Origin of the sequence: Pseudomonas sp. lyk4-R2A-10 (assembly GCF_030209075.1) — a bacterium.
Taxonomy (GTDB): domain Bacteria; phylum Pseudomonadota; class Gammaproteobacteria; order Pseudomonadales; family Pseudomonadaceae; genus Aquipseudomonas; species Aquipseudomonas glycinae.
This window is the reverse complement of sequence record NZ_JARVSR010000011.1, coordinates 35,441-55,247: the sequence shown is the minus strand read 5'-3', so window position 1 is coordinate 55,247 and position 19,807 is coordinate 35,441. Positions and strand designations below refer to the sequence as shown.

At 61.0% G+C, this 19,807-nt stretch carries 21 protein-coding genes and 1 pseudogene; 10 read left to right on the top strand and 12 right to left on the bottom strand.

The annotated features are described in order from the left end of the window. The first annotated feature begins 408 nt into the window (after positions 1-408). Together QRN46_RS17365 and QRN46_RS17360 are read left to right on the top strand one after the other, a co-directional pair. Entirely contained in the window at positions 409-891 is a 483-nt protein-coding gene (locus QRN46_RS17365) for an isochorismatase family protein (protein ID WP_285356188.1), read from the top strand. A gap of 138 nt (positions 892-1,029) precedes the next feature. Next, positions 1,030-1,398: a DUF6124 family protein gene (locus tag QRN46_RS17360; RefSeq protein ID WP_221534435.1), complete on the top strand. Its 369-nt coding sequence runs from the start codon at positions 1,030-1,032 to the stop codon at positions 1,396-1,398. A 94-nt stretch (positions 1,399-1,492) separates the two neighbouring features. Here QRN46_RS17360 and QRN46_RS17355 read toward each other — a convergent pair whose 3' ends face one another. Continuing rightward, positions 1,493-2,071, bottom strand: a complete 579-nt coding sequence (locus tag QRN46_RS17355) for a GNAT family N-acetyltransferase (protein ID WP_064382604.1) — start codon at positions 2,069-2,071, stop codon at positions 1,493-1,495. 143 nt (positions 2,072-2,214) lie between these two features. Between QRN46_RS17355 and rimJ the strand changes: the two genes are divergently transcribed. Both rimJ and QRN46_RS17345 read left to right on the top strand, forming a co-directional pair. Further along, a complete protein-coding gene (rimJ, locus tag QRN46_RS17350) occupies positions 2,215-2,802 on the top strand; it encodes a ribosomal protein S5-alanine N-acetyltransferase (RefSeq protein ID WP_201818939.1) in 588 nt (195 codons plus the stop codon). A gap of 68 nt (positions 2,803-2,870) precedes the next feature. After that, positions 2,871-4,304, top strand: a complete 1,434-nt coding sequence (locus tag QRN46_RS17345) for an ArnT family glycosyltransferase (RefSeq protein WP_201818937.1) — start codon at positions 2,871-2,873, stop codon at positions 4,302-4,304. A 64-nt stretch (positions 4,305-4,368) separates the two neighbouring features. On the opposite strand, the gene QRN46_RS17340 is transcribed toward QRN46_RS17345, so the two are convergent. Together QRN46_RS17340 and pmrG are read right to left on the bottom strand one after the other, a co-directional pair. Beyond that, the gene (locus QRN46_RS17340; protein ID WP_201818935.1) at positions 4,369-5,190 is read right to left on the bottom strand and encodes a phosphatase PAP2 family protein; all 822 of its coding nucleotides are present in this window, start codon (positions 5,188-5,190) and stop codon (positions 4,369-4,371) included. Beyond that, entirely contained in the window at positions 5,187-5,858 is a 672-nt protein-coding gene (gene pmrG, locus QRN46_RS17335) for a lipopolysaccharide core heptose(II)-phosphate phosphatase PmrG (RefSeq protein WP_285356186.1), read from the bottom strand. The genes QRN46_RS17340 and pmrG overlap by 4 nt, the downstream gene beginning before the upstream one ends. A gap of 244 nt (positions 5,859-6,102) precedes the next feature. Here pmrG and QRN46_RS29150 point away from each other — a divergent pair. The 3 genes and pseudogenes from QRN46_RS29150 to QRN46_RS17325 all read left to right on the top strand — a co-directional run. Beyond that, positions 6,103-7,116 (top strand): annotated as a pseudogene (locus QRN46_RS29150) (methyl-accepting chemotaxis protein); the annotation flags it as partial. Positions 7,117-7,158: 42 nt separating this feature from the next. After that, on the top strand, positions 7,159-8,022 hold the full coding sequence (locus tag QRN46_RS29145; protein WP_420793312.1) for a methyl-accepting chemotaxis protein: 864 nt from the start codon (positions 7,159-7,161) through the stop codon (positions 8,020-8,022). Between the two features lie 466 nt (positions 8,023-8,488). Continuing rightward, positions 8,489-8,872 (top strand): DUF6124 family protein, encoded by a 384-nt coding sequence (locus tag QRN46_RS17325; RefSeq protein WP_085654547.1) that lies wholly within the window; start codon positions 8,489-8,491, stop codon positions 8,870-8,872. A 51-nt stretch (positions 8,873-8,923) separates the two neighbouring features. Here the strand turns inward: QRN46_RS17325 and QRN46_RS17320 are convergent, their stop codons facing one another. Continuing rightward, positions 8,924-9,151 carry a FitA-like ribbon-helix-helix domain-containing protein gene (locus QRN46_RS17320; protein WP_285356184.1) on the bottom strand — a complete coding sequence of 76 codons (228 nt, stop codon included), beginning with the start codon at positions 9,149-9,151 and terminating at the stop codon, positions 8,924-8,926. Positions 9,152-9,314: 163 nt separating this feature from the next. Between QRN46_RS17320 and gliR the strand changes: the two genes are divergently transcribed. After that, positions 9,315-10,346 (top strand): AraC family transcriptional regulator GliR, encoded by a 1,032-nt coding sequence (gliR, locus tag QRN46_RS17315; protein ID WP_285356183.1) that lies wholly within the window; start codon positions 9,315-9,317, stop codon positions 10,344-10,346. Between the two features lie 206 nt (positions 10,347-10,552). Here gliR and QRN46_RS17310 read toward each other — a convergent pair whose 3' ends face one another. The 7 genes from QRN46_RS17310 to mdaB all read right to left on the bottom strand — a co-directional run bounded on the left by QRN46_RS17310 (position 10,553) and on the right by mdaB (position 17,532). Beyond that, positions 10,553-10,921, bottom strand: a complete 369-nt coding sequence (locus QRN46_RS17310) for a glyoxalase superfamily protein (RefSeq protein ID WP_011332360.1) — start codon at positions 10,919-10,921, stop codon at positions 10,553-10,555. A gap of 117 nt (positions 10,922-11,038) precedes the next feature. Then, entirely contained in the window at positions 11,039-12,496 is a 1,458-nt protein-coding gene (locus QRN46_RS17305; protein WP_285356182.1) for a D-aminoacylase, read from the bottom strand. 1 nt (position 12,497) lies between these two features. Next, the gene (locus tag QRN46_RS17300) at positions 12,498-13,358 is read right to left on the bottom strand and encodes a MurR/RpiR family transcriptional regulator (RefSeq protein WP_011332358.1); all 861 of its coding nucleotides are present in this window, start codon (positions 13,356-13,358) and stop codon (positions 12,498-12,500) included. 15 nt (positions 13,359-13,373) lie between these two features. Further along, on the bottom strand, positions 13,374-14,723 hold the full coding sequence (locus tag QRN46_RS17295; RefSeq protein ID WP_201818925.1) for a GntP family permease: 1,350 nt from the start codon (positions 14,721-14,723) through the stop codon (positions 13,374-13,376). Between the two features lie 249 nt (positions 14,724-14,972). Further along, positions 14,973-15,866 carry an NAD-dependent epimerase/dehydratase family protein gene (locus QRN46_RS17290; protein ID WP_201818923.1) on the bottom strand — a complete coding sequence of 298 codons (894 nt, stop codon included), beginning with the start codon at positions 15,864-15,866 and terminating at the stop codon, positions 14,973-14,975. Positions 15,867-15,969: 103 nt separating this feature from the next. Then, the gene (locus QRN46_RS17285) at positions 15,970-16,881 is read right to left on the bottom strand and encodes a LysR family transcriptional regulator (protein WP_201818921.1); all 912 of its coding nucleotides are present in this window, start codon (positions 16,879-16,881) and stop codon (positions 15,970-15,972) included. Positions 16,882-16,941: 60 nt separating this feature from the next. Continuing rightward, entirely contained in the window at positions 16,942-17,532 is a 591-nt protein-coding gene (gene mdaB, locus QRN46_RS17280; RefSeq protein WP_201818919.1) for an NADPH:quinone oxidoreductase MdaB, read from the bottom strand. A 201-nt stretch (positions 17,533-17,733) separates the two neighbouring features. Between mdaB and QRN46_RS17275 the strand changes: the two genes are divergently transcribed. Next, positions 17,734-18,048, top strand: a complete 315-nt coding sequence (locus QRN46_RS17275) for a putative quinol monooxygenase (RefSeq protein ID WP_201818918.1) — start codon at positions 17,734-17,736, stop codon at positions 18,046-18,048. On the opposite strand, the gene QRN46_RS17270 is transcribed toward QRN46_RS17275, so the two are convergent. Further along, complete coding sequence (locus tag QRN46_RS17270) at positions 18,038-18,802, bottom strand: sulfite exporter TauE/SafE family protein (protein WP_201818916.1); 765 nt, start codon at positions 18,800-18,802, stop codon at positions 18,038-18,040. The genes QRN46_RS17275 and QRN46_RS17270 overlap by 11 nt on opposite strands. An 82-nt stretch (positions 18,803-18,884) precedes the next feature. Here QRN46_RS17270 and QRN46_RS17265 point away from each other — a divergent pair, with 82 nt between their 5' ends. Next, positions 18,885-19,766, top strand: coding sequence for a LysR substrate-binding domain-containing protein (locus QRN46_RS17265; RefSeq protein ID WP_011332351.1), 882 nt, complete (start codon positions 18,885-18,887; stop codon positions 19,764-19,766). The last annotated feature ends 41 nt before the right edge of the window (positions 19,767-19,807 follow it).

The following is a 19,807-nucleotide window of genomic DNA, read 5'->3' as shown; positions in this document are numbered from 1 at the left end:
CACGAGGTGGGCATCAGCTCGCAGCTTTACAATCTGCCCATGCTCGGCCGCGATTACTTTGACGAGTCGGTCGGCTGCCTCTACTACCCTTCAGCCTCCAATACCTTCGCAACTGGGTGTCGCTCCTGCATACCTTAAAATCAGGGATGAAAGTGGCTATCAAAAGCCGACCACTACACTTCAATCTCGAATCCTAATGGGGGCTAAGCTCAGTATGCATCGTCCATGGGAGGCTAGATCACTTAGCATTCCAAGTAGTATTCCAAACAAATAAGCTGATCAGTGATTAGTAAATAAAAACAGATGCCTACAGACTTGTTTCAAATCAACCCGGCCCACTAACTCTCAACGACAAGGCCCGCCCAGTGCGGGCCTTGTCGCATCTAGAGATTCATCCCGGGAGACCTCATGCGCCAGGCACTGCTGATCATCGACGTCCAACCCTGTTTCTCCCCGCCACAATGGCTGATCGACGGCATTCAATCGCTCATCGGCAAACTGCCAAGCGTCGCCACAGTCGAGCACCATGATGAAACCCGCACACCATTCCAGCGTCAGCTCGGCTGGCACCCGGCGGCGGACGATGACAGCCTTATCGCCGCAGACCGTATCTTCATCAAATACGGCTACGCGCCCTCCCCGGACACCCTCGAATACCTGAAAAGCCTGAATCTGGATCGCGTGCTGGTCTGTGGTCTGCAAACCGAAACCTGCTGCCTGGCTGCCGGGTTTGCGCTGTTCGATGCCGGTTTGCAGCCGACGTTGCTCACGGATCTAACGGTGGGCTCGTCGCTGGATCGTTCAGGTGTTCTGGGTGTGCGGATATGGGAACATCACTCCAAGCACACGCTGACGTCGAGTGAACTCCGCTCCTGCCTGCAGGCGTCCTAGGAAATTTCCCGCAACCCGCGTCGAATTCCATGAACTGGTTCAAGATGCTTCCAAGCGCTAGTCTTCGCGCTCCGCTGCAACCCGGCAGATGGTTTACCAAAGGGATTCGCCGGGAGCCTGAAACCATGGAGCCTTGTCATGAAAAAAGACACCCGAAGCCTGCCTGATCAAACACCGTCTCACGAAACCGAATCGAAAGAACCGGCTGTGCTCAACCAGCCTCAGGAGTACGTGAGAAAGCCGCGTCGAACCCTGCCGTTCAACGAGATTTTCTCCGTGCGCACCGACGTGGACACGGCCACTCTGCTGACCCATGCCTGCGAAACCCTGGCGGCGCTGAACATGGTGACGGCCAACATTGCCGATGATTTCACGGGTTCTCAACGCAGCCGGTTACTGGCGATCCGGCAGCTGTCGATCATGACCGAAATGCTGGTCAATCGCGCCGTGGAGAACCTGGATCCGGTGAATCTGGTGCCTCGTACGACGGCGCCTGTCGTGCACTGACAATGACCGCTCGTCGATGACGCAAGTCGTTCATCGACATGAACTTTTCTTCACCCCGGCGGCGGTGATGGCCGTGTACATTGGCCTCGCTCATTCAAGAAACTACGGTTCGCCCGCGCTCCTGCGGGCTTTTTTTCGCCTGCGTTTTGCCTGGCAGGCGGTAGACGCAGGTGTCTTGCTCGCCGTGCCGTTCCGATTGCCGGGCCCCTGGGTGGATCCTGATCAACACAAACCCGACAGCCTCGGCCAGACGCCGGCTTCGCGCATTGGCAGAGGACGCCGTCAGGTAAAAGGTGAATTCAGGAAGGTTGTTGAGCAGGTGCGTGAGGGCGGCGCGCATGTAGCCCTTGCCCGATTGCTCGGTGTTGGCCCAATAACCCACGACGTAGCGGTTGCGCGAGCGGGGTTTCAGCCCGATGCAACCGATCAGCGCTTGCCCGTCCTCGGTCACGATCAGCCATCGTCGCTCGCCGGTTTCACTGTTGAACTCTTTTCGGGCCTTCAGCAGGAACTCGAGCGCCTGCTCCGCGTTGGTGTACTCACGCGGCCAGGGCAGAAATTCCGAATGATCGAGGTAGCTGGCGTTCAGCGCCTGCTGAAACAACGAATAAAACGCCGGATCCGCCGGTATCAGTCGCAGCGACTGCTCCCCCGCCTTGAATGCCCATTCCATCATGTCCTCCTTGAACGACGCATCTCATAACCGGATGTGAAGTGAATCAGGAAAATTTATAGTGCTCCGCGTTCGGCGATCCAGTTGTGTTTTCCGTCCGGCCGGACAATTCTGTCTATCACTTCATGCTTCCGGAGCACCCGATGCCGCTGCTGACCCTGCCCTGTCAACGCTTGACGCTCGCGGTGCTCGACCCGGATCAGGCGTCTCTGGAAAGCGCGTTCTACCAGCGCAATCAACGTCACCTCGCGCCGTGGTCACCGATCCGCACCACCGACTATTTCTCCACGGAACAGATCCGCCGACGCCTTGAAATACAGGCCAGCGCCTTCGAAGCCGGGCTGGCGGTGCATATGGCGTTGCTGACCCCGGATGGCGAGCAGATGATCGGGGCCTGCAATTTCAGCGGGATCATTCGCGGTGCGTTTCAGGCGTGTTATCTGGGTTATCACATCGACGAGGCGCATCAGGGCAAGGGGTTGATGCAGGAAGCGCTGGAGGCGGCCATCGCCTACATGTTCGACACCCAGAACCTGCACCGGATCATGGCCAACTACATTCCCGGCAATGAGCGCAGCGCCCGGTTGCTGGAGCGCCTCGGGTTCGAGCGTGAAGGCTATGCCAAGGCGTATCTGAACATTGCCGGGCGCTGGCAGGATCATGTACTGACGGCGCGGGTAAATCCGCGTTTCGAAACGCCGGAGCAGCGCTGGTCACGACCGCTGTCCTGACGTTCACAAATTATTAAGGAATGGCCGCGTAAGCTCGGGTTTCCGCTCACTTCCGGTTGCCTGAACCCATGTCGCGTGCCACCTCTTCCCTGCTTCTGCTTGCAGCCCTGCTGTTCTTTTTCGCCCTCGGCAGCCATCAACTGCAAGGCTCCACCGAGGCCCGGGTGGCGGGCATTGCGATGGAGATGCACCTGGACAACGACTGGGTGACGCCGCGCCTGTTCGGCGAGCCCTTTCTGGAAAAACCGCCCCTGAGTCTGTGGCTGGATGCCGGCGCCCTGCGGGTTTTCGGTGTCTCGCCCTGGGCGGTGCGACTGGCGTCGGCGGTGGCCGGGTTGCTCAGCGTGATGCTGCTGTACGCCATGTTGCGGCGCTTCGAACGCCCGAAGGCCATCGCCTGGACGGCGGGGGTTCTGCTGGCGACCATGGCCAGTTACTGGAGCAACGTGCGCGGGGTCGGCGAGGATGCGTTGCTCGCCCTCGGCGTGACCATGGCACTGTTGGCGTTCTTCCAGGCGCAGCGAGCATCGACTCCAGGCAATTCGTTGCTATTTGTAGCCGGGATCGCCATCGCTACGCTGAGCAAAGGCGTGCTCGGTCTGGCGATGCCGGGGGTGGTGATTTTCGCTTTTCTGCTGGCCGACAATCTGATGGACAAGCGCTTCAAGCTGACGGACTGGCTGCGTCCGGGCTTGCTGACCCTTGTCGGTCTGATCCCGCTGATGATCTGGCTTGCCGTGCTCTATCAGCGCGGCGGCGTCCAGGCGGTCAGCGAAGTGCTGCTGACCAACAGCGTGGGACGTTTCAGCGGATCGTTCGTCGAAGCCGGGCACTACGAGCCGTTTTACTACTACCTCGCCAAGCTGCCGCAGGCGTTCCTGCCCTGGAACATTCTGGTGTATCTGGGCCTTTGGCATTTTCGCAAGGAGCTGAAGGCCAACCGTTACCTGCTGTTTTTCAGCCTGTGGATCATCGCGCAGTTCATCCTGCTGACCCTGGCCTCGAGCAAACGCACGGTGTACCTGATGTCGATGACACCCGCAGCGGCAGTGATCGCAGCGGAATATGCGGGCGTGCTGTTCGACAGGTTGAAGGATCACAAGAATGGTTTTGTCGGACGCATCGCCCGCCATCGTCAGACAGTGGCGGCGGGGATACTGGCGGTGGTCATCGCCAGCTACCTTGGCGCCGCGCAATGGGCACTGCCGAACGCCGATAAACACCTGTCGTTCCTGCCGCTGACCGAACACATTCAGGCCCTGCAGGCGAGCGGCAATCAGGTCGCACTGTTTCAAGCCAACGAACGGGTCGGCGGCGCCAGCGTGTTCTATACCCGGAGCGTCCTCAAGGGCCTGGACACCGACGCGCAGCTACGGGAATTTCTCAGCGCATCGCCCTCGCACATCGCCGTGATGTCGGGAGACAGCGAACCCGCCGCCCCGCTGAAAGTCCACAAGACCATGATGGTCGGGCGCCAGGCGTATTACTTCGTAGGCTATTGAAACCACAACAGCACAAACGAAAAACCCGCCGGTGATGGCGGGTTTTTCATTCAGCGGCGAGGCCTCAGAGAGAAACCTCAGGCTGTGCGCCGAACACCTTCCGCTCACGCTTGCTCAACATCGGCAATTCCAGACGAGCCCGCCCGTAAAACGCCAGCGCCGTCAGCAAACACGCCAGCCACACGAAGATCCCGGCCCAGAATGTGTGGGACATGTAGTGCCAGCCCTGTAGGACTCGCGTAGTGCCGTAGACAAAACCGAGCAGCAGCGAGCCCCACAACAACGCGCTGGAGAAACGCCACTGGTAACGACGCGCCACGAAATACAACGCCAGCATGGTGAAACCACCGGAGGCATGGCCGCCCGGCCAGCAACGACCTTCGCCCGCTTCGTGGAACAGCTGGAAATTGTTGTACCACTCGATGTGCGGCATCTTCCCGCCGTACAGCGTGGTTTCGATCGGGCAGTAGACGCTGGTGTGCGCCTTGAGGAAATGGATCACCCCGGTGCAGACCGCGAAAGCCACCACCACGAACAGAAAATCCCTACGGTGCTCGGCGGCAAAGCGCAGCACCGGCGCGACTTTGCAGCGCTCGATAAACCCGCCCAGACGCGGATGCTTTTGCGGTTTCACCAGCGGCCAGACCAACGACAGCATGGCGCCGATCAAGGCAATTTCCGCCGTCCAGTTCGGAATGATCCGCGCCCACTTGTGGGTCAGTTTTTCAAAAAAGTGAATCTTGTCGAGCGGAAAGGTGTGGGTCAGTGGATCGAACAGCAGATTGCTGAACGCGATGTCGATGTTGGTCATGTCGAACATCAGAAAAACCACGGCTGCGCAGAGCAGCGGGATGCCGAAGTTATAAGCGTAAAAGCGGGATTTCATCGGGTGGTCACCGTGCGCCAGTCGGAGGCTTCAATGAAGCCAAGCATCTGTGGGGCCGCCGGGCTGGCGGCGGAAACAAACAGCGATGCGCCGTAACCGAGGGTCGAGGCCGGCACCTTGAGGTCTTTTTCCAGCTGCGCCATGCATTCGCTGTGGGTCACCAGAATCAGGTTGCGTCCCGGGACCTTGTGCGCGAGCGCGTCCTGCAGCATCCGGCCCTTGCAACTGATCAGCCAGTCTTCGCCAGTCGCCGCCTTGTTGAACATGTAGCCGGCGGTCTGCACGGTGCGCATCATCGGGCTGTTGTAGACGTCGGCCTTGTCCAGACCCAACTGCTCGAACTGCGCGCCGACGCTCACCGCGACACTGCGCGAACGATCGGTGATGCCATCGTGGCCGCTCAGGCACGCCGCTTTCGAGTGGTCGCAGCGCTCGACGTGGCGCACCAGCACGATGATTTCGCCCTTGTTCCAGCCCTCCTTCAGCGCCTGCGCCCCGGCCACATTGCCGTGGGCAAGGTCCGGCACCGCCGCCGGGGCGAGCAGCCAGAGGGTCAGCGGAATGACCAGCACCGAGGCCCCCAATACCACCCAGGTGTTTCGAAAACGGGCCAGACCGCTCAGATCAATCGAGCGCTTGACGCCGAACAGACTCAGTCGCAATTCCACAAAAAGCCGCCATCACTTGTCATTCGATGCGGCGAGGTTAGAGAGCACGGCGTGGGTAGGCAGTGAAACCCATGTGAAAAAAGTCTTGTGAGTGCCTGTTACAAATTCCGTAGGACAAAAACCTTTCAGCTCTCGGATTTGCGGCCGATACAGTCCTGCTTACACCCTTGCTGGCGCAAAAAAACAACAATCTTCCAGCCTGACCGACGATCAAGACGCACAACGTTTTTCTGGAGGATTTTTGATGAATAGCTGGTTCGGCAACATCAGCGTTAACCTGAAACTGGGGCTGGGTTTCGGCCTCGTCCTGGCCCTGACCTGCATTCTGGCGCTCACCGGCTGGACCAGCCTGGGCGGCCTGATTGACCGCAGCAACTGGATGAGCGACATCACCCAGCTCAACGCTGGCCTGACCAAACTGCGCGTGGTGCGCCTGCAATACATGCTGACCAACGGCGATGAAACCGCCGCGCAGAACGTGCAGACCACCCTCGACGGGTTCGCCGCCCAACAGCAGAAGCTGATCAGCAGCTTCAAGAGCCCGGAAAACGTCAAGCTGCTCAAGCAGCAGGCGGCGACCATCGCCGAGTACCAGACGTCCCTGAACAAAATGCGTAACGCCTACCGCACCGGCAACACGGCGCGCGACTCGATGGCCACCAGTGCCGCGACGGCTTACGGTCTGATCGAAGCGCTGAGCAACCGCGTCCAGCAAATGCCGCTGAGCGATGAGCGTTTCGAGCAGTTCCAGGCCGTCACCGCCGCCAAGGAAGCGTTCATCCTGGCGCGCTACGAAGTGCGCGGCTACACCGCCACCGCCAACGCCGAGACCGAGCAGAAAGCCGTCGGCCAACTGGACGTGGCCATTGCCAGCCTCAAGCCACTGAACGTGCATTTCGCCAGTTCGCAGCAGGACGCCCTGCGTCAGCTGGAAACCGCATTGACCAACTACCGCAGCGCCTTGCAGGCCTTCAAGAACGCCAACACCGATGCGGTGCAGGCGCGCAAGGAAATGACCGATCAGGGCAACCTGATCGTATCGCTGAGCGAGCAGCTGTATCAGATCCAGCTCGATCGCCGTGATGCAGAAAGCACCCAGGCCCGCACCCTGCAACTGATCAGCACCCTGCTGGCGTTGCTGGTCGGCATCATCGCTGCCTTCATCATCACCCGTCAGATCACCCGTCCGCTGCAGGAAACCATGGCTGTGGTCGACCGCATCGCCAGCGGCGACCTGAGCCAGAACGTGATCGTCACCCGCCGCGACGAACTCGGCGTGTTGCAACAAGGCATCGCGCGCATGGGCGTGACCCTGCGCGACCTGATCAGCGGCATCCGCGACGGCGTGACCCAGATCGCCAGCGCCGCCGAAGAGCTGTCAGCCGTGACCGAACAGACCAGCGCCGGCGTGAACAGCCAGAAGGTCGAGACCGATCAGGTCGCCACCGCCATGCACGAGATGACTGCCACTGTGCAGGAAGTCGCGCGCAACGCCGAAGAAGCCTCGCAAGCCGCAGCCGCCGCTGACGGCGAAGCCCGCGAAGGCGACAAAGTGGTGAACGAAGCCATCGCCCAGATCGAGCGTCTGGCCAGCGAAGTGGTGCGTTCCACCGAAGCCATGAGCGTGCTGCAACAGGAAAGCGACAAGATCGGCAGCGTCATGGACGTGATCAAGGCCGTGGCCGAACAGACCAACCTGCTGGCCCTCAACGCTGCCATCGAAGCGGCCCGTGCCGGTGAGGCCGGTCGCGGTTTTGCCGTGGTCGCCGATGAAGTCCGTGGCCTGGCCCAGCGCACGCAGAAATCCACCGAGGAAATCGAAGGCCTGGTGGCCGGTCTGCAGAACGGCACTCAGCAAGTCTCGGCCGTGATGAACAACAGCCGCGCCCTGACCGACAGCAGCGTCGCCCTGACCCGCAAGGCCGGCTCGTCCCTGGAAAACATCACCCGTACGGTGTCGAACATCCAGTCGATGAACCAGCAGATCGCCGCAGCCGCCGAACAGCAAAGCGCCGTGGCCGAAGAAATCAGCCGCAGCATCATCAACGTCCGCGACGTGTCGGAACAGACCGCTGCGGCGAGTGATGAGACGGCCAAGTCCAGCGTTGAACTGGCGCGGTTGGGTGGGCAGTTGCAGCAGATGGTGAGTCATTTCCGCGTGTAAACCCCGCACACGAAAACCGAAGTACAAAGAAGGGCAGCTGAAAAGCTGCCCTTCTTTTTTGCCCGGAAAATTGCCAACTTCAGGAAGTGGATGACGCGTTCTGAACGCAATTACACACGGTTGGCGATGGGTGTTTAAGGACACGCCGTGATACGTCCCGAAGCCCACAAAACCTTGCGCCGTTGCCTACGGCTACGCCAGAATCCGCCGGCTTGTGCGCCTTGGGCTGGCTGCGTAATTTGATTGCGTCACTGATTTCCAGTGATCGAACTTAGCGGTTCGGCATGCGTTCACGGTTGTACACGTCCGATCCAGTCAGGCATTCGCCTGCACTTGATGGTGGCTGTGCGCATGGCATCTTCGGATGCGCCGGGTTGTGATGCTTACCGGGCCGCTAACTTGCGCACAGCTGCCTCCCTTTTGCTCAGCGGCGAAATGGGCGCAGCCTCATCAGAGGTAAGCATCTATGTTCAAGGTAACGCCAAACCCGCCACTCACCGAACCCACAACCCTCCCGGATCCAACATCCCCCTACGAATGTCCCGGCTCGAAACGTTTCAATGAAGCCGCCGAACGCGCCCTCGATTATCACCTGGGCCCACTCAGCGCCCACATCATGGCCGCGCCCTACAAACCCAACACCCTCTATCAGGCTCACCCCGAAGCCGACACCGAATCCCTGCTGGTGGACGCCAGCGAATCCCTCGGCTCCGCCACCGTCATGCTCAACAATCATGTGGCAATGGTAGAGGGCAGCCACCGCAAGACCCTGCAAGGCATCGCCCAAATCGTGATGATCGCCGAACTGGCCGTTAACCGTGCGCTGGACAAGGTCGTGCCGACGGATTGATGCGAGAGATGGCGAGTGCGGTGCACTCGCCATTTTTTTGAGCGGTGTTTATCAACCGCTGAGGTTTTCTGAACGTGATGGCAGATCAAGTTCGACGCCACCCATGGCGCCGAATCGATTGCGTATCCGAGTACCTAATCCGCCGGCTCGATCAACCTTAGCCAACGCGTTCTCCAGAATCTGCCGCGCTTCGTCTTCCATGGAATGGCCGTTTTGGGCGGCAGCGATACGCAGTTGCTCTGTCACCTGCTCATCGAGTCGAATAGTGATGCTGGCCATAAGGCTTCCCCCGCAATCTTTGAAATGAGTGATCGCAGACTAACAAACCAGTTCGAAGATCTCTGTATGGTCCCAAGGCCAGCCATTTACTTTATTCGCGGATTCAAATTACCTTTCAGAGCGCTCATCCGCCCCCGGCGGCCTCGATCAAGAGGATTCGGTCATGCAATCGCTCGGCTTCACCTCCGTCCCACCGCTGCTCAAGTACCTGCGCCATGCCGAACATCTGGGCATGGCCATCGAGCCTGCTTTGGCGGCGGCCGGGTTGCAGGCGCAGCAGTTGAGCGACAACAGCCTGCGCCTGCCGGGTGAAACCCATGAACGGTTGCTGGATTATTTCTGCGAACACTCGGGCGATCCGCTGTTCGGCCTCAACGCGGCGAATTTCGTGCTGCCCAACTCGTGGAGCGTGCTGGGCTACATCACCATGAATTGCGCGACATTGGGCGATGCCATGAACCGCATCATGCCGTTCGAAAAACTGGTGGGCGACATGGGCGTCAGCCGCGCCGAGGTGCACGACAGTCACGTATACCTGATCTGGAGCTGCCGCTTTGAGCGCCCGCGGATTCGCCGGCATCTGGTAGAAAACGTGCTTGGCTCCTGGCTGCAATACGCGCGCTGGATCGCCGATACCCGACTGTCGCCGGCCGCGGTGTGGCTGGAGCACTCGATCCCGGCGGACACGACGCTGGCGCAGTACGAACAGTTTTTCGAATGCCCGGTGCTGTTCGATCAGCCGTATTCTGCGCTGGTCGTGCCGTTGCCGTATTTGCAGTTGCCGTTGCGCCAGGCCGATGCACATTTGCTGCGCACCCTGGAAGAACACGCGCAGAGTTTGATGGCGACACTGGAGGATGCGTCGCTGGAGCAGCGGGTCAAAAGCATCCTGCGCCAGTTGCTCAAGGAAGGCCTGCCGCGCAAGGAACAAGTGGCCGAACATCTCGCCGTGTCGGTACGCACGCTGCAACGTCAGTTGCATCAGGCCGGCACCTCGTATCAGCAGATTCTCGATGAACTGCGCCAGGAACTGGCCGAGCATTACCTGCTCAACAGCACCTTGCCGATTCAGGACATCGCCCAGTATCTGGGCTTCAGCGAATCACGCTCCTTTCACCGCGCCTTCAAGAGCCGACGCGGGATGCCGCCCGGTGAGTTTCGGCAGACTCACCGGGTTAGTGGTGGTGGCGAGTAAGAGTACGGCTCACAGCAGTCCCCTCACCCCAGCCCTCTCCCGGAGGGAGAGGGAGCCGACCGCAATATGCTCATGATCTACGCCGACCTGAAAAAGCTTCTGTGAATCCATAATCGCCACGATCTTTCAGGTCGATGTATGGCTACAGACACCTCGGTCAGTCCCCTCTCCCTCCGGGAGAGGGTTAGGGTGAGGGGGCTTTGAGCTCAGAGGCTGATCGCGTTGGTGAACACCAGACGATTGCCGAACGGGTCGGCGATGGTCATGTCCTGGCTGCCCCACGGCATGGCCTGAATCTGTGGATGCGAAAACTTGTATTCCTTGGCCAGCAACTGCTGCTGAAACGCCTCCAGCTCATCGGTCTCGATCCGCAGGGCCGAACCCGGTGTCGCATCGCCGTGGTGTTCGGACAGATGCAGCACACACTCGCCGCGCGACACTTGCAGGTACAACGGGAAACCGGGTTCGAAACGATGCTGCCAGTCGATCTTGAAGCCGAGGAAGTCGACGTAGAACTCCACGGCTTTGGCTTCATCGAAAATCCGCAGGATCGGGGTGGTTTTGCCGAAGCTCATGGGTTGCTCCCTGACTGATTGGCCCCAGAGTGTAGCCGGGGTGGATGTCAGCAATTCGGCTTGGTGATGGCTTTCTTTAATTGCAATGTGCCATCACCGTGACGCAGTCAGCAAAATTCAACGAAAGCCGTCGCGCAGATCGCCCTGGCGCGCCAGGAAACGCCCTGGTCTTTGGCCATTGGCCTGACCGTCGCGGTAACTCAACACGCCATTGACCCACACGCCATCAATGCCTTGGGCGGCACGTTGCGGGTCGTTGAAATCCGCAACGTCGCGCACGGTCGCCGGGTCGAACAACACCAGATCCGCCCAGTGTCCTTCACGAATCTCGCCCCTTTCCTTCAAGCCAAAACGCGCGGCCGACAGACCGGTCATCTTGTGCACGGCGGTGTGCAGCGGAAACAGGCCGACATCACGACTGAAATGTCCGAGCACCCGTGGGAAAGCGCCCCACAGACGCGGGTGCGGGAACGGGTCTTCCGGCAGGCCATCGGAACCGACCATCGACAGCGGATGGGCGAGGATCCGGCGCACATCGTTCTCGTCCATCCCGTAATACACCGCGCCCGCCGGTTGCAGGCGTTTGGCGGCGTCGAGCAACGACAGGTTCCATTCGGCGGCGATGTCCATCAGGTCGCGACCGCCCATTTCCGGATGCGGCGTCGACCAGGTGATGGTGATGCGGTGGGCGTCGGTGACCTGCTTCAAATCCAGGGTCGAAGAACTCGCCGCATACGGATAGCAATCGCAACCGACCGGGTGAGTTTTCGCCGCGGCTTCCAGCGAGGCAAGCAACTGCGGACTGCGGCCCCAGTTACCGGCGCCGGCACATTTGAGGTGGGAAATGATCACCGGTGATTGAGCATGGCGGCCGATGCGGAAGGCCTCGTCCATCGCCTCCAGCACCGGTTCGAACTCACTGCGCAGGTGGGTGGTGTACACCGCGCCGAACGCATTCAATTCTTCGGTCAGCTGCATGACTTCATCGGTGGATGCCGAAAACGCACTCGCATACGCCAGACCTGTGGATAAACCGAGGGCGCCCGCCTCCAGGCTTTCACGCAACTGCTCGCGCATCGCGGCGATTTCATCGTCAGTCGCGGTGCGAAACAGATCATCGAGGTGATTGCTGCGCAGCGCCGTGTGCCCGACCAGCGCCGCCACGTTCAACGTGGTGTTGGCCGCTTCCACCGCTGCGCGGTAATCGCTGAAACGTGGATAAACGAACGCCGCCGCCGAGCCGAGCAGGTTCATCGGATCCGGCGGATCGCCGCGCAAGCTGACCGGCGCCGCACTGATCCCGCAGTTGCCGACAATCACAGTGGTCACGCCCTGACTGAGCTTGGGCAGCATCTGCGGCTGACGGATCACCACGGTGTCGTCGTGGGTGTGCACGTCGATGAAACCCGGCGCCAGCACACGGCCGGCGGCGTCGATTTCGTCGCTGGCGCTGGCGTCATGCAAGTCGCCGACCTGCGCGATGCGGCCGTCGAGGATCGCCACGTCGGCGGCGTAACCGGGGCTGTTGCTGCCGTCGATGACCAGTGCGTTGCGAATCAGGGTGTCGTACAGCATGTCAGTCTCCCAGCGGCAGGTGATCGTCGCCGCCACGGTATTCGTCGAGGGCGAGTTTGATCCGCCGCAGACGTTCTTGATTGTCTTCAGGATTGGCCAGCGCCAGCTCGGTGGCCAGCACGTCGATGGCGAGCAGCATGCCGTAGCGCGCCGCCGTCGGTTTGTAGATGAACGAGGTCTCGGCGCCTTGCAGCGGCAGGACGATGTCGGCCAGTTCCGCCAGCGGCGAGTCGGCGCGGGTGATGGCGAGAATCCGTGCGCCGTAGTTGCGCGCCAGCGCTACGGTCTCCAGCAACTCCGGGGTGATGCCGGTCAGCGAACAGACGATCACCACCTGCTCGGCGCTGAGGCTGGCGGCGGTGACGCGCATCATCACCGCGTCGTGGCACACCGCAATCGGGTAGCCGAGGCGTACCAGTCGCACCTGCAACTCATCGCTGCACAGGGTCGAGCAACCGCCGATGCCGAAGGCGTGGATCATCCGCGCCTGGCCCAGCAGTTTCACCGCATCGGCGAAGCGCGATTCGTCGAACGCCGACAGATGCTGGCGCAGGGTGGTTTCGATATCGCCGACGATCTGCCCGTAAAACGCCGACTGTTCGGGCGTGCCCGCCGGGTCGAGGAAACGGCTGCCGACGCCGCTGGCCTGGGCCAGTTGCAGGCGCAGATCGCGCAAGTCGCGGCAACCGACGGTGCGGGCAAAGCGCGACAGCGTGGCGGTGCTGACTTCGGCCCGCTGCGCCAGCTCTTCGAGGCTGGCGGAGGCGGCAAATCCTACGTCGTCGAGCATCAGACGGGCGATGCGTCCTTCACCGGCGCTGAAGGAATCCTGACGGGCGCGGATCTGATAAAGGATGTCCATGGCGGATAACTCCGACTACAGCAGGTAAGAAAGACCGACGGTCAGGGCGAAAGCGACAACCGAGATCAGGGTTTCCAGCACCGTCCAGGTCTTGAACGTCTGGGCCACCGTCATGTTGAAGTATTCCTTGATCAACCAGAAGCCGCCGTCGTTGACGTGGGAAAAGATAACCGAGCCCGCGCCGGTCGCCAGCACCAGCAGTTCCGGGTGGGGATAACCCAGACCGATGGCCACTGGCGCGACCACGCCGGAAGCCGTGGTCATCGCGACCGTGGCCGAACCGGTGGCGATGCGCATCAACGCGGCGAACAGCCAGCCCATGATCAGCGGCGACAAATGAAATTCGTGAGCGAGGCCGACGATCTGATCGGTGACGCCGGCGTCCACCAGAATCCGGTTCAGACCGCCACCGGCGCCCACCAGCAAGGTGATGCTGGCGGTCGGTGCCAGGCATTCGTTGGTGAATTTGAGGATCGATTCGCGGTTGAAACCCTGGGCAATGCCGAGGGTCCAGAAACTCAACAGCGTCGCCAGCAACAGCGCGATCACCGAGTTGCCGATGAACAACAGGAACTGATTGAAAGCGCTGCCCGGCGTGGCAATCAGGTTGGCCCAGCCGCCGATCAACATCAGCACCACCGGCAACAGAATGGTCGCCATGGTGATGCCGAAACCCGGCAGGCTGTCGCGGGGTTCGCGTTCGAGAAATTGTTTTTCCAGCGGGTTATCCGCCGGCAACTGAATGCGCGGCACGATGAATTTGGCGTACAGGGGGCCGGCAATGATCGCCGTCGGAATGCCGATGGCAATCGCATACAGCAAGGTCTGCCCGACCGACGCCTGATAAGCCTGCACCGCCAGCATCGCCGCCGGATGAGGCGGCACCAGCGCATGCACCACCGACAGACCCGCGACCATCGGCAAACCGACCATCAGGATCGACACGCCAACCCGCCGCGCCACGGTAAAGGCAATCGGCACCAGCAACACGAAACCGACTTCGAAAAACAGCGGCAGCCCCACCAGAAACGCAATGCACACCATCGCCCAGTGCGCGTTCTTCTCGCCGAAGCGCTCGATCAGCGTGCGTGCCATCTGCTCGGCGCCACCGGACTCGGCCATCATCTTGCCGAGCATCGTCCCCAGCGCCACCACCAGCGCAATGTGCCCCAGCGTCTTGCCTACCCCGGCCTCATACGCCCCCACCACGCCGGACGGCGGCATCCCCGCCACCAGCGCCAGGCCAATGGAAATCAGGGTGATGACAATGAACGGATTGAGCCGGTAACGGGCGATCAGAACGATCAGGGCGATGATGGCAACGGCGGCGTACACCAGCAGCCAATAGCCGAAGGACGGTGTCATGCGGTACTCCTCGAAAGGGTCACGTTCGAATGGGTTGTGAAACTCATAAATCATTTCGAGATCGAGTTTTCAAACCCAGTGAAAGTAATTTTCGTGGAGGGATAAGGGTTGTCGTTTTTGGATATGTCTTGTCGCGAATAATGAAAATCGCGGGGTGGGATTTTCATAATCCTCGGGCACAAAAAAACCGGTGAAAACAAGCAAGCTTGCTTCCACCGGTCTCGGGAACGTCGCCTTTTCAGCGTGAACTCACACCATTTCGTTACGAATCCATTCAACCACCGACGTACGCTTCGGCGCCCAGCCCAGCAGCTCGCGGGCATGTTTGCCGCGTACGCGGCTGTTGGAACCGAGGCCGTAGTTGGCCATTTCGTAACCCCACTCGGCTTCGGCGTCTTTCAGTGGCCAGTCTTGTGGCTCGCCGAGGTTCAGGGCTTCGGCCATGGCGGTGGTCATGTCGATGAACGACGCTTCGCCGCTTTCGACGAAGTAGAAGCTGCCCGGAACGTTTTGGGTCAGGGCCAGCAGGTACAGCGCCACCACGTCTTCGATGTGTACGTTGGACCAGATGTTCTGGCCGGTGCCGACGTGACGCACCACGCCGCTTTTGCGTGCCTGTTTCAGCAGGCGCGGCAGTTGCACGCTGTCGCGATTGACGCCCAGGCTGTGGCCGTAGATCAGGGTGTTGCAGATGACGGCCGAGTTCACGCCGTCCTTCGCTGCGGCGAGGATCAGGTTGTCGATGGCCACGCGTGCGGCCTTGTCGACGGTCGGCTCCGGCAGATTGTCTTCGAAGTAGATGACGTCGCTGGATTTGCCGCCCGAGGCGTCGCCGACGATGCTCGAACCGCTGGTGTGCAGGAACACTTTGTTCGAGCCGCGCAGGGCATCGAGCAAGGCTTCGACCGCGCCGCGATGATCGCTGCTGGCGGCGTTGATCACGGCGTCGGCGGCGCGGGCCTGTTCGGCCAGCAGCGTTTGGTCGTCGAGGGTGCCGATCACCGGGGTGATGCCCAGTGCTTTCAGCTCATTGGCCTGTTCCGCGCTGCGCACCAGACCGGTGACGGTGTGGCCGGCCTGGACCAGGCCGGTGGCGATGGAGCCGCCGATAAAACCGGCAGCGCCGGTGACGAATACGTTCATGGAGAAACTCCCTGCGTGAGTAAGTGATGCAACGAGTATCGACCGCCGAGCCCGGTGGAAAAACCCGCCCACAACCAAATCACTGTTGCGCAGGGGTCACGAATCAGCCTTTGAAATCGGCGCTGGCGTAAGCCGCCAGTTTGCTCTGGATGAAGTCCAGGAAGCACTGGATGCGCAGCGCCAGCTGCGAGTTGCGGTAGTACACCGCGTTGATCGGCTGGCGATAACCGCTGTTGAATTCCGCCAGCAACACCTTGAGGCGCCCGGCGCGAATGTCGTCGATGGTCATGAAGTGCGAGAGGCAGGCAATGCCCTGGCCTTCCAGCGCGAGATGGCGAACCGTCTCGCCGCTGGAGGCGCTGATCGCCGGAGTGATCGGCCAGCGGTCGCCGTGCACGTAACGCAACGGCCACTGGTTGAGGCCTTCGTTCTGGGTGAAGCCGAGCAAGGTGTGTTCACTGAGATCGGCCACTTCCAGCGGCGCACCGTGTTTTTCCACATACGCGGGACTGGCGACGATCAGCAGCGGACTGCAACCCAGCGAGCGGGCATGCAATGTCGAATCGGCGAGGGTGCCGATGCGGATGGCGACGTCGGTGCTTTGCTCCAGCAGGTCAATGATCAGGTCGTTGCTGTTGAGTTCGAGCTGGATGTCCGGGTACAGCCGACGGAATTCGTCGATGTACGGCACGATGGCGTGGAGCATGAACGGCGACGCGGCGTTGATCCGCAGCCGTCCTGATGGCGTCTGCTGACGGGAAGAGAGGCGCTCTTCGAGCTGGTCCATCTGGTCGAGGATCAGCTTGGCCTGTTCGAAGAAATACTTGCCCTCTTCGGTCAGGTCCATGCGCCGTGTGGTGCGGTTGATCAGCGTGGTGTCGAGCTTGGCTTCCAGTCGCGACAGCGTGCGGCTGACCGCCGACGGCGTCTGTCCGACCTGCTCGGCGGCGGCGGAGATCGAACCGCATTCGATCACGCAGACGAAAATCTGCAACTCATCGGATCTGGCTTTCACGGGTGTCCTCGAATCGAAAGGCCTGCTGCGCAAGCTCAGGCCTTCGATAGTAGCCGAGCGTCAGGCCTTGAGGCCAAACACCTCGGTCAGATGCTGCTCGTAACGCGCCACATCCGCTTCGATGTTCGGGCGTTTCATCACGTCCACACAAAGGAACGTTGGCAGGCCGGTCATGCCGAGGAACTGGTTGGCCTTGTGGAACGGGAAGTACACGGCGTCGACGCCTTTGGCTTCGAAGAAGTCGGTCGGATCATCGAACGCCTGCTGCGGCGCGTTCCAGGTCAACGACAGCATGTACTGCTTGCCCTGGATCAGACCGCCGCTGCCGTACTTCTGCGAGGAATCGGAACGGGTACGGCCATCGCTGGCGTAGAGGCTGCCGTGGCCTTCGGTAAAGACTTCGTCGATGTACTTTTTCACGGTCCACGGCGCGCCCATCCACCAGCCCGGCATCTGATAAATGATCACGTCGGCCCAGAGGAATTTGGCGACTTCTTCGGCGATGTCGTAACCCTCGTCGATGAAGGTGGTTTTGACGTCGAGACCGCCACGATCCAGCACGCTCAGCGCGGCTTCGTGCAAGGTGGTGTTGTAGCGACCGTCGGAGTGGGCGAATTTTTTACCGCCATTGAGCAACAGCACTTTTTTCATGGGAGAGCCTCGATCGGATTCCGATGCGCAGCGCAGAGCGCTGGATGGAGAAGGGGAAAAATTGAATGGCGGCAGATTAGCGATCCGCCTCGCGCGGAATAAGCACCGGGTACGCAAAATTCATTTGAGTAAAACGCACGAATCGATTGCCGATTGTTGCCGTAGGATTGGCCGCCATCTGAATCTGAGGAGTTTTTTGCGATGAGCGAACGCCAGGGCTTCATCCTGCACGCCAAGACCCGCCCGGAAAAAGCCGAGGCTTTCGAAGCGTTTTTCCGCGCCTACGTCGAGCCGAGCCGCGCCGAACCCGGCTGCATCGAGTACCACATGCTGCGCGACAAGGAAGACCCGACCCTGTTCATCTTCTACGAGATCTGGGAAAGCCAGACGCATCTGGACGTGCACTCGAACCTGCCGCACATGCAGCAGTTCCTGGCCCAGCGCATGGAATACCTGGAGCGGGATTTCGATATCCGCCCGATTGAAATGCTCAGCGCGTCGTCCGCTAACCGCTGATCAGCAGATGGGCGCCGAGCGCGCCCAGACCGATGAAAAACACCCGCCTGAACAGCACGGCACTGATGCGCTGGCGCAGCCATTGGCCGAGCAACATGCCGAGGACAGCGGGGATCAGGGCCAGCAGCGAAGCACTCAGTTCCGCGCCGCCGAGCGACCCGCGCCAGAGCAATCCGCCGGCCAGCGCCAGGGTCGATACGGTGAAGGACAGCCCCAGCGCCTGCACCAGTTCATCACGGCTCAAGCCCAGGGCCTGCATGTACGGGACGGCGGGAATCACGAACACCCCCGTCGCCGAAGTGATGACGCCGGTGATCACGCCACACAGCGGGCCCAGCCACGGCTCATGGCGACGACTGACACTCAGCGCCGGCAGGAACAATCCGCTCAACGCATAGAGCAACAGCGCCGCGCCGAGCCCGCGCACCACCCAATACCCGCCGGCCATGCCGATCCACAAGGTGCCAACAGCCGTGCCGAAAAAGATCGCCAGCAGCATCGGCCACAAGCGTTTCACCAGCCCCTGCAAATGCCCGCCGAACGCCAGTTGCCAGACGTTGGTGAGGGTCGCAGGGATGATCAGCAACGCCGCAGCCTGCGACGGTGCCATAGCCAGACCGAGCAGCCCCATGGCGACGGTGGGCAGGCCAAGGCCGATCACGCCCTTGATCATGCCTGCGACGACGAAGGTCACGATCACCAGCAATGACAGGGCCAGACCGAGGTTTTGATAGAAATCTGCGAGTGCGTTCATGGCCACACTTTGCGCCTGCGCGGGTGAACTGAAAATCTGTCATACACTGAGGCAGCCTCTCTTTCAGCAAGAGCCACGCATCATGCACTTCGACCTCACCGACCTGCGCCTGTACCTGCACATCCTCGACAGCGGCAACATCACCGCCGGTGCTGCACGCAGTCATCTTTCGCTGGCGGCGGCCAGTGCGCGGATCCGGACGATGGAAGCGTCGCTGGGCACCGAGTTTCTTGAGCGCGGGCGCCGTGGGGTCACTCCGACGCCGGCCGGCAAGGCACTGGCGCAACATGCCCGGGTGTTGCTGCAACAGGCCGAACGCCTGCAACAGGATCTGGCCGAATACGCGCGCGGCGTCAAAGGCCAGGTGCGCCTGCTGTGCAACACCACGGCGCTCAGCGAATACCTGCCGGAGGTGCTGGCGGATTTCCTGCGTGAGCATCCCAACCTCGACATCGATCTGCAGGAACTGCCTAGCACCCGCATCACCCATGCCTTGCGTCAGGGCGCGGCGGATCTGGGCATTGTGTCCGATGCGATCGACACCACTGACTTGCAGACCCGAGCCTTTCGCGATGATCCGCTGATGCTGATTCTGCCCTTGGATCATCCGCTGTCTGACGCGACCGAAGTCAGTTTCAGCGACGCATTGCGTCATGACTTCGTCGGCCTCGACGCAGACAGCGCGCTGGCGGTCTACCTGGAAGAACAGGCCCTGCACAGCGGCTCGCGGATGCAGATCCGCATCCGCGCCGATGGTTTCAACGGCGTGATGCGCATGGTGGCTCGAGGTGCCGGCCTGGGCATCGTACCGCTGGCGGCGGTTCAGCGCGCTGCGCCGCAAGCCTTCAAGACCCTGCCGATGAATGAAGGCTGGGCCAGGCGCAAACTGTTGCTGTGCGCCCGGGACTTCGCCGCCCTCCCCGCTTATGCCCGCGCCTTGCTCGACGCCTTGACTCTGCCCTGAGGGGCAGACTTTACCCTTGGGGTTTCTTCTTCAAGGACAGT

Coding starts and splice junctions, on each gene's coding strand:
- QRN46_RS17365 (WP_285356188.1), top strand. CDS start 409: ATGCGCCAGGCACTGCTGATCATCGACGTCCAACCCTGTTTCTCCCCG.
- QRN46_RS17360 (WP_221534435.1), top strand. CDS start 1,030: ATGAAAAAAGACACCCGAAGCCTGCCTGATCAAACACCGTCTCACGAA.
- QRN46_RS17355 (WP_064382604.1), bottom strand. CDS start 2,071: ATGGAATGGGCATTCAAGGCGGGGGAGCAGTCGCTGCGACTGATACCG.
- rimJ (WP_201818939.1), top strand. CDS start 2,215: ATGCCGCTGCTGACCCTGCCCTGTCAACGCTTGACGCTCGCGGTGCTC.
- QRN46_RS17345 (WP_201818937.1), top strand. CDS start 2,871: ATGTCGCGTGCCACCTCTTCCCTGCTTCTGCTTGCAGCCCTGCTGTTC.
- QRN46_RS17340 (WP_201818935.1), bottom strand. CDS start 5,190: ATGAAATCCCGCTTTTACGCTTATAACTTCGGCATCCCGCTGCTCTGC.
- QRN46_RS29145 (WP_420793312.1), top strand. CDS start 7,159: ATGGGCGTGACCCTGCGCGACCTGATCAGCGGCATCCGCGACGGCGTG.
- QRN46_RS17325 (WP_085654547.1), top strand. CDS start 8,489: ATGTTCAAGGTAACGCCAAACCCGCCACTCACCGAACCCACAACCCTC.
- QRN46_RS17320 (WP_285356184.1), bottom strand. CDS start 9,151: ATGGCCAGCATCACTATTCGACTCGATGAGCAGGTGACAGAGCAACTG.
- gliR (WP_285356183.1), top strand. CDS start 9,315: ATGCAATCGCTCGGCTTCACCTCCGTCCCACCGCTGCTCAAGTACCTG.
- QRN46_RS17310 (WP_011332360.1), bottom strand. CDS start 10,921: ATGAGCTTCGGCAAAACCACCCCGATCCTGCGGATTTTCGATGAAGCC.
- QRN46_RS17305 (WP_285356182.1), bottom strand. CDS start 12,496: ATGCTGTACGACACCCTGATTCGCAACGCACTGGTCATCGACGGCAGC.
- QRN46_RS17300 (WP_011332358.1), bottom strand. CDS start 13,358: ATGGACATCCTTTATCAGATCCGCGCCCGTCAGGATTCCTTCAGCGCC.
- QRN46_RS17295 (WP_201818925.1), bottom strand. CDS start 14,723: ATGACACCGTCCTTCGGCTATTGGCTGCTGGTGTACGCCGCCGTTGCC.
- QRN46_RS17290 (WP_201818923.1), bottom strand. CDS start 15,866: ATGAACGTATTCGTCACCGGCGCTGCCGGTTTTATCGGCGGCTCCATC.
- mdaB (WP_201818919.1), bottom strand. CDS start 17,532: ATGAAAAAAGTGCTGTTGCTCAATGGCGGTAAAAAATTCGCCCACTCC.
- QRN46_RS17275 (WP_201818918.1), top strand. CDS start 17,734: ATGAGCGAACGCCAGGGCTTCATCCTGCACGCCAAGACCCGCCCGGAA.
- QRN46_RS17270 (WP_201818916.1), bottom strand. CDS start 18,802: ATGAACGCACTCGCAGATTTCTATCAAAACCTCGGTCTGGCCCTGTCA.
- QRN46_RS17265 (WP_011332351.1), top strand. CDS start 18,885: ATGCACTTCGACCTCACCGACCTGCGCCTGTACCTGCACATCCTCGAC.